This window comes from Sphingobium salicis subsp. salicis (assembly GCF_049472635.1).
GTDB classification, from domain to species: Bacteria; Pseudomonadota; Alphaproteobacteria; order Sphingomonadales; family Sphingomonadaceae; genus Sphingobium; species Sphingobium yanoikuyae_A.
Map to the genome: position 1 here is coordinate 3190554 of NZ_JAYRCS010000001.1, position 15529 is coordinate 3206082.

The following is a 15529-nucleotide window of genomic DNA, read 5'->3' on the forward strand; positions in this document are numbered from 1 at the left end:
TCGCCTGCCTTTCTCGACATGGCCAATATTTACATATGAAATTACAGAAAACGGGCTTGGATTGGCGGCATAATTTACAAGTTATACGTCAACCGCGCGCTCTTTTCTGCAATTCCGACATCGGCTTGCCCGGCTCGCCCGAACATGGCATCTGCGCCGGCCGAACCCATATTTTTGCCGGACGAGCCCCTGTCTATGGTCGTGCGCAACACTGCGCCCGGCCCTTGGAGGCGCTTCTCCGGCATCGCCGAGGACAATGCGCCTGCCTGCCCGTCATCCGTCCCTGTCTGCCCCTCAGCGCACCGGCGATGTCTCCATCGTCGCGGCTACGCCGGATCGCGCGTCCCGTCCGGCCGCGCGTGGTGCCGCCTGATGCTGTTCGGCCAACTCCATTCCGATATTTTCGCGCTGTTCGCCGGGTCGAACCGCTTTCTCTACGAGCGCGTGCTGATCGGCCTCTATGAAGGCTTCTACCGTTCCGACCTGCATTTCCCGACCCAGGGTGAGGTCGTCCAGCTGATCTACACGCTGCTGGGCGACAATGCGGAGCTGTGGCGCGAGGATGAAAGCCCGGTGGTGCTGGACAAGCTGGCCGCGCGCCCCGGCCGCCGCGTGCGCCGGCGCAAGCTGGAAGCCGCCGACGCACAGGCCACCAGCGCGGCGATGATGCGCGCCCGGCATATCTACAACCGGCTTCAGGCTACCGGCTGGATCGAGGAAAGCCGCTATGGCCTGAAGGTCACGGTCGACATGCCCGCTGGCGCCATGCGCCTGGCCGAATTTCTCTGCAGCCTGCGCGAAGGCCTGTCCGACCAGCTTGGCGGCCTTGTCATCCAAGTGAAGAACGAGCTGGAAGCGCTGCAGCGCAACGCGCGGGAAAATGCCCCCGGCCTGCACAAGGCGGCGCGCGACGCAGCCAGCTTCGGCCGCTATCTGCGCAGCGTGCTGAGCGCGCTGCGCGACATCGACAAGCGGGTAGTGGAAAGCGACAGCGTCGGCCGCCGGCTGCGCCATTATTTCGAGGATTTCGTCGAGAAGCTGTTGCTGCAGGATTATGCGGCCATCTCGACCACCTCCCACCCCTATCGCTTCCGCCATCGCATCTTCACCGCGCTGGACGCGATCGAGGATTCGATCGCCGACGTCGCCGCCATCGCCGAAGCCTATCATGAGGCCCGGCTGGCGCCCGATCCGTCCGCCGCCCGCGATCTGGTCTATGACGATCTGCACAAGGTGCGGCGCGTGTTCGACCAGATAGAGGAGGCTTTCGAGCGCATCCAGCAGCATCGCAGCCGGCTGGAGACGCGGCTGCGCAACACCGTTCGCTATGCCGGACGCCGCGGCAACAGCTTCCTCCAGCGCAGCGAACCGATGCTGATGCAACTCGACAGGCTGCTCGCGCGCACGGATGGGCAGGATATGGCGCCGTCCATGTCCGGCCTGCTGGAGCCGCGCCGGTCCTACTGGTCCCCCGCCCTGCTCGCCCGGCCGCGCACCTATCGTTCGACGGTTTCGGGCGGGCTGCTGGTCCTGCCGCCGCCCGATCCCCTGCGCGAATGGCGCAAGCGGCTGGACCGGGACTATCTGGCCCGCCTGGCCGTCACGCCCGAACAGGTCAGCCGATTCCTCGAACGGCGCGTGGCGCCCTTCGGATCGGGCGAGGCCAGCCGCTTTCCGATCGAGACGGTCGATGATTTCCTGACGCTCGAAGCCCTGCGCCTGTCGGTGCTGGCCGCCGATGCCGACGGCCGGGGCAATGCCATCGCCAACCATCTGGCGCCCCATTTCCGCTTCTCGGTCGATACCGGATCGACCATCGACAATGACTGGCTGCACTGCGCGGGCTTCACCGTCTCGCGCATCGGCGACGCCGTGACCCCAGAGATACAAGATGCTCAGTGAATTTCAGACCCTGGAGGCGCGCGATCCGCGCCGGATGCACCGCGTGACCCAGGCGATCAGCCAGTTGCTGCGCCATCAGTTCCTGCATGTGCAGGATCGCGGCTCATCGGCCCTGCTCGAAGTCCTGCTCCGCCCCGATGTCGAGCGGCTGGTGGCGGATTATTTCGAAGTCGCCGGCTATCGGCTGGTGGTGCGCGAAAGCGAGGGCTGGGCCGGCATCCTGCCCGACACCGAACAGATCGGCCATCCGCGCATGCGGATCGACGAGACGCTGGTGCTGCTGCTGTTCCGCCGATTGTGGGAAGAAGGCATCCAGGAAGGCGATGTCGAACGCTATGGCAGCGTGATGGTGACGCTCAACGCCGCCTATGACGCCTATCAGGACATGGTCGCCCGCGCACGCCGCGCGACGCTGGGCATCAACGAATTCAAGGCGCTGGTCACCGCGCTCGACCGCCGGGCGATCGTCCATATGGGCGACATCGACGAAGAGCTGGAGGACATGCCGATCACCATCCGCGCGCTGATCGCCACCGTCGCGGGCGAGGAGTTCATGGCCCATCTCGAACAATTGCTGGCCGGCGGCGACTATCAGGAAAGCGAGACGGAGGAGCCCGTCATCGATCTGGATGACGCCGACGAGGAGGAGGTCGCATGATGCAGCTTGCCCATATCGCACTGGTGCAATGGCATCTGTTCGGTCGCGAAGACCTGGCCGTTGGCGGCGACACCGCCGTGCTGGGCCAGAACCGATCCGGCAAGTCGACGCTGATCGACCTCATCCAGGCGGTGATGACCGGCGGCTCGCGGCGCTGGTATCAGTTCAATCGTTCCGCCGGCGAAACCGGCAGCCGCAAGTCGGAACGCACGCTACGCGGCTATTGCCTCGGCCAGCTCAACGAACATGAATTTCTGCGCCAGGAATCCGTCACCCACATCGTGCTGACGTTCGACGATCCCGATGGCGTGCGCCCGCCGGTGAGCGTGGGCCTGTGCGTCGAGGCATCCGCGATCGAGGATGCACAGGTGGTCGGCCGCTATATCGCGCCCGGCGTGCGGGTGGATACCGACCTGCTGATCGAAAATCTGGACGGCGGCCAGCAGCGCTCGGCGCCCTGGAATTTGGTGCGCGAACGGCTGGAACAGGCGTGCGAGGCAGCCGGCACCCAGCTCATTCGTCCCGACGGCCCGCGCAACCATATCCGCGAATATATGCGCCAGTTGTTCACCGGCCGGCGCCACAGCGATCCGGATCGCTTCATCCGCGCCTTCGTCATGGCCCTGTCGTTCGAGGATATGCGTTCGGTCGAGGGCTTCGTGCATAATTTCCTGCTCGCCCGGAACGACATCGACATCGGCGAACTACGCGAGGGCATCCAGCGCTATCGCGACATCCAGAAGGATGTGCATGAACTGGAACGGCGGCTCGACGCGCTGCGGGCGCTGGCCGAACTCGTGTCCCGCTTCGTCACCTTGCTGGAACGGGAGGATGTCGCCCGTGGCACCGCCCGCCTCGCCGCCATGATCGAGGCGGGCGCCGCGCTGATCGCCAATCTGCGCGAACGGCGTGACACGCTGGCGGAACTGGACGACATTCAGCACGACATCGGCCGCTGCGATGCGGAGATCGCGGCACTGGGCGATCGGCAGGACAGCCTGCTCGCCCAGTCCGTGGCGGAGGGTGCTGCCGGCAAGCGTGCCGTGGTCGCCAGCGAACTCAAGGCCGTGGACCTGGCCCGCACCAGCGTGGTGCAACGGCTCGAAGCCCGCTTCCGTGCGGCCGCGCTCGGCGCCAGCCTGCTCGACCATCGCGAGCGGCTCGCGCCCCTGAAGCTCGGCGCCCTGTTCCAGGCGCTGGAGGCGCTGCGGCAGCAGAGCGACGGGCTGGAGCCGCCGACATGGCCGCGCGATCCGCTGGCGATGGAGGATCTGATCGCCACCGCCCGCCACAGCGCCATCGATAGCGTCGCCAAGATCCAGGAACGACGCGACCAGGCGATCGCCCAGAGGCGCGGTCTGCAGGACGAACTGGCCGATCTGGTCGCGCGCCGCGACAAGGCGCGCGCCGGCCAGGTGAGCCTGGACGATCGCACCATCCGCCTGATGGCTGCGCTGGAACGGGAGAATATGCGTCCGCGCACGCTCTGCCAGGTGGCCGAAATCGTCGATCCGCAATGGCGCGAAGCGGCCGAGGCCCTGCTTGGGCGCGACCGAGAGGCGATCCTGGTCGATCCCGAACATGCGTCCCGCGCGGTCGAGATCGTGCGCGCCAACCGCGACGGCTTCCGCGGATGCCGGGTCATCAACAGCCGCCGCCTCGCCGAACAGCCGCCCGGCTTCGACACCGATTCCCTCGCCACCGTCTTTGCCAGCGACGATCCGCTGGCGATCGCCTTCCTGCGCTTCCGCACCGGCCAGGTGCGCCTCGCCGGCACCCAGGCGGAATTGCTGGCCGGCGGCCGCGCGATCATGCGCGATGGCGCCTATAATAGCGGCATCGTGGTTGAGGTGCTGCGCACCCGCGACCTCAAGATCGGCCGGGCCGCAGCCCCGCTGATGGAGGCCGAACTGCTCGCCCGGATCGAGGATCGGCAGGCGCTGATCGCCGTCCATGCCGAAACCGAGCGGTTCCACGACGATATTCATCGCAAGCTGCTGCCGCTGATGGCCGATGTCGATCCGGCCGACCGGCTCGACCTGCTGGTCGCCGCGATCGACCAGCATGAGGAAAGCCGCACCGAATTGCAGCACCGGATCGACAAGATCGCGATGACGGTCGATCCGGCAATCCAGCACAATCTAGACAAGGTGAAGCTGCAACTGCGCAGCGCTACCGAGGAAAAGGAAGAGCTGATCGGCCGGCGCGGCGAGCTTGGCCAGGCCAGGATCGAAATCCAGCGGCGGCTGGATGCGGGCGATGCCCAGCCCGGCTCCTGGCTCTGCCTGCGCTCGCGGCGCGCCCTGTTCAAGGATCGGGTGCGCTCATCGGCCAGCCTCTCGATCCTGCGCGAGGCCTATCGCCAGCAGCGCGGACGTCCCCTGCCCCGACTGGTGCAGGAGATGATGAAGCGCGCGGACGAGGCCCGCGACGCCTATCAGGCGTTGCAGGGCGAAATTCGCGAGACGCTGGGCCATTACCGCGCCGATTTCGACAATAGCGCCCCCATTGCCCTGCCCGGCGCGATCGCGACCGAGGTGAAGCCCTGGCTCGCCGCCAATATCGCGGCGCTGGAGGAAAATGAGCTGATCCAGTATCGGCGCCAGGCCGACGAAGCCGCCGAACAGATCGGCCAGCTGTTCCGTACCGCCTTCATCCATGAGCTGAACGCCCGCTTCAACGATCTGCGTTCGGAGCTGGACAACCTCACCCGCGCGCTGCGGATGCGGCCGCTCCATGGCGAGATCTACACGCTCCATGCCCGTCCCAAGGAGGAATTTGCAGCGCTCCACCGGCTGGCGCGCGAGAGCGAGCATGACGAACTGACCTTCGACGCCCTCTTTGGCCGGGCCGCCCCGCGCGACGCCGAACATGCCCAGGCGCTGGCGGAGGTCGAACGGCTGCTGAGCGACGAGTCCCTCGATTTCTCGGCCTACCAGGATTACCGCAACTATTTCACCTTCGACCTGCGCATGGAGGATGTGAACAAGGGCCGCACCACCAGCTATGACAAGCGCAAGGGCACGGCGAGCGGCGCGGAGCGGCAGGTGCCCTATTATGTGGTGATCGGCGCGGCGCTGGCCAGCATCTATCATGGCGCGCGCCGGCAATATGAGCGGGCGGAGCTGGGCCTGGGCCTTGCCGTGTTCGACGAGGCGTTCAGCAAGATGGACGGCCCCAACCAGCGCACCCTGCTCGAATTTTACGACGATATCGGGCTGCAGGTGGTGATCGCCGCGCCATCGGAAAAGCGCGCGGTCGTCTATGAAAATCTCGACAGCGTGATCGACGTGTTTCGCCATGGAGACAATGCCAGCGCCGAAGCCGTCCGTATCAAGCCCCATGCCCGCACCCAGATGCGCGCCGCCAACCCGCAACATTTGGACGATGCCGCGCTGGCCGAACGGCTCGACCTCTTCGCGCTGGACAGCGCGGACTAGGACAGGCCGGCTTCAGGGGCGCCGTCCCGCGCCCCTGAAGCCGCCATTAGATCAGGGACGGGCCGCCGCCACGCGAATCACGCCCACGCCCTTGACCGTCTCGATCTTCGTGCCGAAGGGCGCGGACAGGCGCTGCAGCCGTTCCAGGATGCGCGCGCCGGTGGGGGCATCGGCCAGGTGCGGCACGCCCTTGCCCGCGCCCGTCGCATTGACGCCCAGATCGACGGGATAGAGGCGGATTTCACTCAGCTGCCCATCCTTGTAATGGCTGACCGCAATCACCGTTTCATAGAGGTTGGGATCGCCAAATTCCTTGGCCCCGCGCGCCTGCAACAGTTCGGGCGCGGTGACGCTGCCCGGCGTGATGCCGAACTGGTCGTACATGTCGGCCGGCAGGTCATCCAGGCTGTTGTTCATCATCGCGAAGTTGCCGAGCGAATAGAAGATCGGCTTGCCCTTGTAGATCTCGATCCCGCGCAGCTGGTGCGGGCCATGGCCGACATAGGCATCCGCGCCGGCATCGATCGCCTGATGGGCCAAACCCTGGGCGAAATTGGCGGGCGTCTGGCTGGCATTGCCGGGCTCATGATTATGCAGCGAGAAGACGGCGAAATTGCCATTCTGCTTGGCCTGGCGCACGGCCAGCATGTTGGCGGCGACATCCCTGGCGTTGAGATCATATTCGATCGTCATCGGTGCGGTCGGGGTTGTCGTCGTCCGATATTCGCGGCCCTTCATCTTGACCGGCGCGCCCGCCTTGGTGCCCGCCAGCCGGGCGATCGTCGCCAGATCGGTGTCGGACACCAGGCCGACCTCGATGCTGCGGATGGTGTTGGCGCCACCACGGCCGGGCACCTGGCCCAGCGGATCGGAGGCCGGCGACATCGGCGTGAAGCTGGTGGTGGCCGACACCAGCCCGACGCGGCCATGCGGCCCGTCATAATAGGCCGGGGCACGGGCCGCGGTCATCGAACGGCCGGTGCCGGCATGGACGATATGCGCGCCGTCGAGCAGCGCCAGCGTATCATACAACCCCTCCACACCCCAGTCGGTGGCGTGGTTGTTAGCATGGCCGACAATGTCGATGCCCATCTTCGCCACATCGGCCGGGACGGCGGGGTCGGCCAGCATCCAGGTGCCGCCCGACTCCGCCTGGGGGGAGCCCTTGAAGGTCTTGAGGTCGAGCGCGGTCGTCTCGAAATTGCCGAAGGTCACGTCCGCGCCGCGCAGGATACGCAGCATGTCGGGCGACTGCTGCTCGATCGTCGCCAGCATCGGCCGCAGATAGATGAGGTCACCGACCGCCGCGAAGCTGAAATCACCGGCGATCGGGCTGGTCGGCACGCGGCTGGTCGACAGCTGGCCACCGCTTTCCTCTTCCTCGGCATGGGCCGCGATCGGCGCGGTCAGCATCAGCGCGGCGCCGGCCAGCGACAGGCTGCGGACCGCGCGGCGGCGAAGGATCATGGACAGCATCAACGGACTTCCCCTTTGTAACTTTGTGTCGGGGATAGCCGGCCGGGCTGACATGAACCTGTCGCCGGGACAGGCTTTTCTGTTCGCTGGATCTATTCCGCGCGAAACGCGATGGTGACGCACAGCCCCCGGCCGGTCCGTCCGTCGGCCAGGCTGATCTGCGCGCCCATCCGGTCGGCGAGCGCGCGCGCGATCGGCAGGCCAAGGCCGGTGCCCGGCGTCGCGCTGTTGCCCGGCATGCGGTAGAAACGGTCCCACACCTTCTCGCGCTGGGCCTCCGGAATGCCCGGACCATCATCGTCGATATCGACCATCGCCTGCCCGTCACGGCGATAGAGATGGACCGTCACCGCGCCGCCCGGCCGGTTGTAGCGGATCGCATTGTCGAGCAGATTGCCGATCAGCTCCGCCGCCAGCCCCGGCTGGCCGACCGCCATGGCCGGACCGACCATCGCCTTGTCATAGCCGATCTCGATATCGGCCGGCGCCTGGGCGGCGCGATCGGCAATCACGTCCGCGGCGACTTCGGACAAGTCGAACGGGCCCATGCGCATGTCGCCATCCTCCTCGCTGCGGGCGAGCGCGATCAGCTGGCGCAGCAATTGCTCCAGGCTGTCGATGGCGTGGGGAATATCCTGCAACGCTGCCTTGCCCTGTGGCGAGGCCGCGCCATAGCGATCGAGCACGTCAAGATGGACCCGCGCCACGGCAAGCGGCGTGCGCATCTGGTGCGAGGCGTTGGAGGTGAACTGTCGCAGCGAATTGGTCGCCCGCTCCAGCCGCGCCATCAGCCCGTTGAAGGCCGCGACGAACGGCTTGATCTCGACCGGCGTGGCGTCCGCCATTTCCATGCGGAAAGCCGGCGACGCCTCGCGCCGGGCGGCCTCCACCTGCCCCGTCAGGTCCGACAGCGGCCGCAACCCCCAGCGGATCGCCCACCAGAAGAGCAGCCCGGTGACCAGCAGCACCGCGACGCCGACCAGCAGCACCTGGCGCAGGAACAACCGTTCATAGGCGGACCGATCATCCAGATAGTCGGCAATCTGGATCGCGATCAGCCTGTCATCGCCATAGGCGCGGCGCATCTCGGTCGCGATCCGCACCGGCTTGCCGTGCAGCGTGCCACTACGCAGATAGGCCGCCTGGGTGACATAATGGGCGTCCGCCGGATCGAGATAGCCGCGCACCAGCGGCGTCTTGCGATAGGCATTCTTGAAGGTCGCGGGCGGATGGCGATCGGTCACGCCATCCCAGTCCGCGCGATAGTCGGCAGGCGGCTTCAGGCTGGGATCGCCGGCGACCAGCCTGTCGCCACGATAGACGCTGTAATGGACCACCGGCCGGGCGCGGCGCTGGAGCAGGTGGATGACCAGCGGCACCAGCCGCTTCTGGTCGGCCGGCGGGCTGTTATAGGCAAGGCTGAGCGTGCGGACCGACCCCACCAGCACGCGGTCGACCGTGTCCGCCTCCGTATTGTGATTGACCAGTGCGGTGATGACGGAAAAGACCAGCACCAGCGCCGTCAGCGGCATCATCACCGCGCCGGTCAGGCGCAGCCGCAGCGAGGAAGACAATCTGCGCATATGTGTGGCGGTCGATCAGTCCGGCGCTCAGGCCGCTTCGATCATATAGCCCAGGCCGCGGATCGTGCGGATCGACGGGCCGGACGGCTGCAACTTGCGGCGCAGGCGGCCGACATAGACCTCCAGCGCATTGGGCGTGACGGCATCGTCGAAGTTGAACACCTCGGCCGACAGCCTTTCCTTGGCCACCACCTTGCCCGGCCGGCCCATCAGCGTCTCCAGCACCGCCAATTCGCGCCGGCGCAGGTCGATCATGCTGCCTTCCAGATAGACGGTGCGGCTAGACCGGTCGAAGCTCAGCGTGCCGATGCGCAGCACCGGATCGAGCGTGCCCTGGCTGCGCCGCACCAGCGCGCGGACCCGCGATTCCAGCTCGCGCGGATCGAACGGCTTGGCCATATAATCGTCGGCGCCGCGATCCAGACCATTGATCCGGTCGTCGATCATGTCACGTGCGGTCAGGATGATGATCGGCGTCCGCGCGCCGCGCGCGCGCAGCCGGCTCAGCACTTCCAGGCCGTCCAGATCGGGCAGGCCCAGGTCCAGGATGATCGCGCTATAGGGTTCCTGATCGGCCAGCCGCAGCGCATCCTCGCCGCTGGTCAATATGTCGACGGCAAAGCCCGCGCCTTCCAGCGAGGCCATGATCCCCCGCGCCAGACGCTCATCATCTTCAACCAGCAACAAACGCATTACGATACTCCCGCCCGCCTGGGGCGGCACCCCCTCTATCGACATTAAATTGCGATACGCATCCACCGCTAGAATGCAAATATCAAATAAAAAGCCCTTATCTTGCCGTTGATTGCAAGATCGGCCGCCTCGCCCCTCTCTGTGTCAGGTTCGTGACAGCGACTCCGGTTAGGACTCGCCAGGAAAGACGGACGACGACGGATTTTCCGCCGTACGCGCCGCCGGAAAAAAACAGATCGCAGCGCGGCAAGAGCGCTTCGGGCGCACCGTTCGGGCGCAAAAAGGGGAAAATAGATATGACGACCGTTCGGTCCTCGCTCGCGGGGGCGCTCATCTGCATGGCTGCGGCACTGCCCGCCGCCGCCATGGCGCAATCGGCCAGCCCGGCCCCGGCTGATGCCGCATCGCTCGCCCGCCTCGACGCGCTGTTCGCGCGCTGGAACAGCAAGACGGCCCCCGGCTGCGCCGTCGCCGTCTCGCGCAATGGCCAGGCGATCGCCACCCGTGCCTATGGCATGGCCAGCCTGGAACTGGGCGTCCCTCTCACCCCGGACAGCATCTTCGAGGCCGGATCGGACTCGAAGCAGTTCACCGCCGCCGCGACCCTGATGCTGGCACATGCCGGCAAGCTGTCGCTGGACGATGACATCCGCAAGGTCGTGCCGGAAATGCCCGATTACGGCACCCCGGTCACGATCCGCCACCTGCTGCACCACACCAGCGGCCTGCGCGACTGGGGCTCGGTCGCCGCGATCGAGGGCTGGCCGCGCAACAGCCGCACCGCCGACAATCAGGACATGCTGAACATCGTCGCGCGCCAGAAGGAACTGAACTTCGCGCCCGGCAGCCATTATCTCTACAGCAACAGCAATTATAACCTGCTCGCCATCATCGTCGCGCGGGTCAGCGGCCAGTCGCTCGCCGACTTCACCCAGGATCATATCTTCAAGCCGCTGGGCATGACCCACACACGCTGGCGCGACGACCATGGCGATGTCGTGCCCGGCCGCACCGGCGCCTATGAATTCGACGATGGCGTCTATCGCAACGACCAGGTGATCGAGGACGCCTATGGCAATGGCGGCCTGCTGACGACGGTCGGCGATCTGGTGAAGTGGCAGGCGGCGCTCGACGCCGACACGTTCGGCACCGGCTTCACCGCCGAAATGCAGACGCCGACCAAGCTCAATGACGGCACGCCGATCGCTTATGCACTGGCGCTGGTGAATCTCGACCATCATGGCCAGCAGGAAGTCAGCCACAGCGGTTCGACCGGCGGCTATCGCGCCTGGATGGCCCGCTATCCGCAGCAAAAGCTGGCCGTGTCGCTGCTCTGCAATAGCGGCAATGCCGATACGCCGGTGCTGGGCCGCGATGTCGCCGACATCTTCCTGCCCGCCTACAAGGCCAAGGCCTATACCCCCAAGGGGCCGCTGCCCTCGGGCGTCTATGCCGACGGCATGACCGGCTTCCCGGTCCGCTTCGACAGCGACGACAAGGGCAATCTGCGCGCAGACGGCCGGGTGCTGACCCCGGTGGGTCCGGGCCGCTGGGCGCAGCGCGAGGATATCTTCGCCTTTGGCAAGACCGGCCTGACGCTGGAACATCGCGAGGGCGAGAAGATCGCCTATCGCAAGGTCGATGCCGTCACCGCCTTTGACGCCAAGCCCTATGTCGGCCGCTTCTGCGGCGTCGACACCTTCGCCTGCCTCAGCTTCAAGCAGCAGGGCGACACGCTGACCTATAGCGGCCCGCGCTGGTACAACACACCGCTCAGCCCCGCCTATGCCGACGTCTTCACCGGCGAGGCCGCGCCGGGCGCCGGCCGCATCACCGTCAAGTTCGAACGCGACGCATCGGGCGCGGTCACCGCGCTGCGCTTTGGCGAAGGGCGTGCCTACGACGTCGCCTTCCGCCGCGTCGCCGACTGATTTTCAGCCATCACACAAGAGCCGCTCGGGTCGCGGCCACAACATAAGCAAGAGCAAAAGGGGACTATTGGAAATGCGTATTGAAGACACTGGATTTCGCCGCCTGCTGATGGCGGGCAGCGCCGGGGCCGCCCTGGTCCTGTCGCTCGCCACGGCGCAGGTCGCCATGGCACAGGACAGCACGCCCGCCGCTGACGATGACGCCGGTTCGATCGTCGTCACCGGTTCGCGCATCGACCGCAAGGGCTTCGACGCGCCGACCCCGACCACCGTCGTGGGCGAAAGCGAACTGCGCCAGGGCGCCCGTCCCAGCATCGCGCAGGTGCTCAACGACCTGCCGCAGTTCCGCGCGACCCAGTCGCCGGCCAGCACTGTCGCCAACACCAACTCCTCCTCGTCGGCGATGGACCTTCGCGGCCTCGGCGTCACCCGCACCCTGACCCTGCTCAACAACCGCCGCTTCACCGGCTCGTCGGACCTCAACACCGTGCCGCAGGGCCTGGTGAAGCGGGTCGAGATCGTCACCGGCGGCGCCAGCGCAGCCTGGGGCTCGGGCGCGATCGGCGGCGTCGTCAACATCATGCTCGACGATGATCTGGAAGGCCTGACCATCGGCGCGCAGAACGGCGTGTCGTCGCGTGGCGACGGCTATCGCTACAGCTTCGACGGCACCTTCGGCACCCACTTCGCCGACGGTCGCGGCCACTTCATGATCGGTGCAGAATATCAGAATGACGAGGGTATTCTCGACCGCAATTCGCGCAAGAATGTCGGCAGCGCCAACCTCTTCTCGCCCACCACGGGCGACCATGACTATATCCTGGTGCGCGACGTCAACAGCTCGACCACCAGCCTCGGCGGCCTGATCACCTCGGGCACGCTCAAGGGCCAGACCTTCAATTCGGACGGCACGCTGCGCGCCTTCCAGTACGGCAGCCAGATCAGCGGTTCGACCATGGTCGGCGGCGAAGGCGTGGCCACCAACGACGAATATGCGCTGACCAACCCCTATCAGCGCGTCAACAGCTATGCCCGCGCCAGCTTTGAAGTGGGCGACGCCACCTTCTGGGCGGACGGCAGCTACAGCCGCATCTGGGCCAAATATCCCTTCTATGCGGAAAATGGCACCTACACCCTGTCGGCCAGCAATCCCTATCTGTCGCAGTCGATCCGCGATCAGCTCGCCGCCGCCGGCGAGACCAGCATCAAGGTTGGCCGCTTCTTCGAGGATTATGGCTATCGCACCTTCGGCTATTATCGCCAGAATGTGGAAGGCGCGATCGGCGTCGACGGCAGCTTCGCGGACGGCAAATGGCGCTATTCGGCCTATTACAGCCATGGCGAAAACCGCAACATGCAGAGCTATGACAACCAGATCACCGGCGCGAACCTGACCGCCGCGCTGGATGCCGTGACCGACAGCAGCGGCAATATCGTCTGCCGCACCGCGCTCACCGATCCGACGACCGCCTGCCGCCCGCTCAACATCCTGGGCGAAGGCGCCGCCAGCCAGGACGCGATCGACTATGTGTTCGGCAATGTCGCCCGCGTCGTCTACACCACCAAGCTCGACAGCGCCGGCGCCAGCCTGCGCGGCGACCCCTTCTCCACCTGGGCCGGCCCGGTTTCGGTCGCCTTCGGTGCGGAAGCCCGCTGGGAAGAGCAGGTCACCAACAGCCTCGACGCCACCTCGGCCGCCAAGGGCTTCAGCCGCTTCAACTTCTCGCCGCTCGACGGCGGGTTCAACGTCCAGGAAGCGTTCGGCGAAGTCGCCATCCCGCTGCTCGACCAGCCGTTCAGCAAGCTCGATGTCAACGGTGCGGCCCGCTACAGCCGCTACAGCACCAGCGGTGGCATCTGGTCGTGGAAGCTGGGTGTGACCGATCGCATCTTCGACAATCTGCTGCTGCGCGTGTCGCGGTCGCGTGACATCCGCTCCGGCAGCCTGGCGGAACTCTACACCACCACCACGACCAGCTTCACCACGGTCGCGGAAAATGGCAGCACCTACTCGATCACCCGCTATGGCGGCGGCAATGCGAACCTGAAGCCGGAAATCGGCAGCACGCTGACCGCCGGCGCGGTGTTCACGCCGACCTTCCTGCCGGGCTTCAACCTGTCGGTCGACTATTACAACATCAAGCTCAAGGACGCGATCACCTCGCTGGGTGCGCAGGACGTCATCAGCGGTTGCGCCAACGGCAATACCGACCTGTGCACCCAGATCGTGCGTGACACTGCCGGTGCCCCGACCACCATCTACACCACCTATATCAACCTGGCCGAATACAAGACCGCCGGCGTGGATATCGAGGCCAGCTACACCCTGCCGCTGAGCAAGGTGAGCGGCGGCCTGGGCGGCACGATGCGCTTCCGCGGCCTTGCCACCTATGTCGACAAGGTGCTGATCAACGACGGCATGACCAGCGTCGACCGTGCCGGTGACGTGGGCGACAATGTCAGCTTCGGCACCCCGCACTGGCGCGCCACCGGGTCGATCAACTACAGCAGCCAGGACGTCTCGGTCGACGCCCGCGTCCGCTATGTCGGCGGCGGCAAGTTCAACCATGCGCTGGACATCGCCAACAACGACATCGCCGCCCGTGTCTATGTCGACCTCGGCGCCCAGGTGAATGTCGACAAGTTCACCCTGTTCGCCAACGTCAACAACCTGTTCGACCGCGATCCGCCGCTGACCACCTATGGCGCGATCCATTATGACACGATCGGCCGTTACATGACGGTCGGCGCCAAGGTTCGCTTCTGATCCCTGGCTGATCGATGTGCGCGGGCACCCCCTTGCCCCCTGCCCGCGCACATTGAAAACCCGCCTTCGAACGACCGGCACGCACGCGGCGGGCTTTCATGCGCCGCCCCGCTGGGCTAGCACGCGCTATCCATCCGGTGCAGGATCATGGACGTTCGATGCTCACGGTTCGACAGATAGAAATTTTCCGCGCCGTCATGATTACCAAGACGGTCAGCGGCGCCGCGCGGATGCTCGGCACGTCCCAGCCCGGCCTCAGCCGGATGCTCGGCCATATGGAAGACCGGCTGCAGTTCCGCCTGTTCGACCGCACCCGCGGCCGGCTGGTGCCGACCCAGGAAGCCGGCGTGCTGTTCGAGGAAATCGAGCGCATCTACAAGGGCTTCGACGATCTCGCCCATGTCATACGCCGGCTGGCCAAGGGGGAGGACAAGACCTTTCGCGTCGGCGCATCGCCCTCGCTCGGCCATTCGATCCTGCCCCAGATGCTGGCCCGCCTCAGCGCCAATTATCCCGGCCTCACCATCCAGTTCGACATTCTCTCGGTCGAGCAGGCGATCGATTATCTCGCGCTCCAGCGCGGCGAATATGCGCTGACCGTCTTTCCGATCGACCATCCCAACATCCTGTCCAGCCGGATCGGCGCCGGGCGCATGGTCTGCGCCGTGCCCAGCCATCATCCGCTGGCGGATCGCGACCGGATCGGCGTGGCCGACCTTGCCGGCGCACAACTGCAATCCTTCCGCCCCGACACGCCCCATGGCCGGATCATCGCCGACATGTTCGCCCGCGCCGGGCAGGAACCGGACGTTTCCACCTATATACGCTTCGCCGAAACCGCCGTCGCCTTCGTCGCCAACGGCATGGGCGTGGCGCTGGTCGACAGCTTCACCGCGATGCAGCCCCATGCCGACACTGTCCGCTTCCTGGAATTTGAAGACCCCGGCGTGCTTCCGGTCTATATCAACCGCAATATGGAATCGCCGCGCGCCATCATCGGCGAAACCTTCGAGGAGATTGCCCGCAGTGCGATGCTCGCCCTGCCGCGCCCGCCAAAGCCATAACATAGCGATATAGCG

Annotated in this window: 9 protein-coding genes; 6 read left to right on the forward strand and 3 right to left on the reverse strand. The window is 66.0% G+C overall.

The window, feature by feature from the left end:
• Window positions 1–372: 372 nt before the first annotated feature.
• The 3 genes from VHN57_RS15585 to VHN57_RS15595 are packed head-to-tail and all read left to right on the forward strand — an operon-like array spanning window position 373 to window position 6000.
• Complete coding sequence (locus tag VHN57_RS15585; protein ID WP_278986465.1) at window positions 373–1902, forward strand: Wadjet anti-phage system protein JetA family protein; 1530 nt, start codon at window positions 373–375, stop codon at window positions 1900–1902.
• On the forward strand, window positions 1892–2560 hold the full coding sequence (locus tag VHN57_RS15590; RefSeq protein ID WP_037520296.1) for a DUF4194 domain-containing protein: 669 nt from the start codon (window positions 1892–1894) through the stop codon (window positions 2558–2560). The genes VHN57_RS15585 and VHN57_RS15590 overlap by 11 nt, the downstream gene beginning before the upstream one ends.
• Window positions 2557–6000 carry an SbcC/MukB-like Walker B domain-containing protein gene (locus VHN57_RS15595; RefSeq protein WP_423284439.1) on the forward strand — a complete coding sequence of 1148 codons (3444 nt, stop codon included), beginning with the start codon at window positions 2557–2559 and terminating at the stop codon, window positions 5998–6000. The genes VHN57_RS15590 and VHN57_RS15595 overlap by 4 nt, the downstream gene beginning before the upstream one ends.
• Window positions 6001–6051: 51 nt before the next feature.
• Here VHN57_RS15595 and VHN57_RS15600 read toward each other — a convergent pair whose 3' ends face one another.
• The 3 genes from VHN57_RS15600 to VHN57_RS15610 form a co-directional block, all read right to left on the reverse strand.
• A complete protein-coding gene (locus VHN57_RS15600) occupies window positions 6052–7476 on the reverse strand; it encodes a CapA family protein (RefSeq protein WP_423284441.1) in 1425 nt (474 codons plus the stop codon).
• Window positions 7477–7568: 92 nt separating this feature from the next.
• Window positions 7569–9059 (reverse strand): sensor histidine kinase, encoded by a 1491-nt coding sequence (locus tag VHN57_RS15605; RefSeq protein WP_278988362.1) that lies wholly within the window; start codon window positions 9057–9059, stop codon window positions 7569–7571.
• A 27-nt stretch (window positions 9060–9086) separates the two neighbouring features.
• Window positions 9087–9752, reverse strand: coding sequence for a response regulator (locus VHN57_RS15610; protein ID WP_004208320.1), 666 nt, complete (start codon window positions 9750–9752; stop codon window positions 9087–9089).
• A gap of 296 nt (window positions 9753–10048) precedes the next feature.
• On the opposite strand from VHN57_RS15610, the gene VHN57_RS15615 reads away from it, so the two are divergent.
• The 3 genes from VHN57_RS15615 to VHN57_RS15625 all read left to right on the forward strand — a co-directional run bounded on the left by VHN57_RS15615 (window position 10049) and on the right by VHN57_RS15625 (window position 15514).
• Window positions 10049–11683, forward strand: coding sequence for a serine hydrolase domain-containing protein (locus tag VHN57_RS15615; RefSeq protein ID WP_423284444.1), 1635 nt, complete (start codon window positions 10049–10051; stop codon window positions 11681–11683).
• Between the two features lie 73 nt (window positions 11684–11756).
• On the forward strand, window positions 11757–14450 hold the full coding sequence (locus tag VHN57_RS15620) for a TonB-dependent receptor domain-containing protein (RefSeq protein WP_278986708.1): 2694 nt from the start codon (window positions 11757–11759) through the stop codon (window positions 14448–14450).
• A gap of 158 nt (window positions 14451–14608) precedes the next feature.
• Window positions 14609–15514: a LysR family transcriptional regulator gene (locus VHN57_RS15625; RefSeq protein WP_010338498.1), complete on the forward strand. Its 906-nt coding sequence runs from the start codon at window positions 14609–14611 to the stop codon at window positions 15512–15514.
• The last annotated feature ends 15 nt before the right edge of the window (window positions 15515–15529 follow it).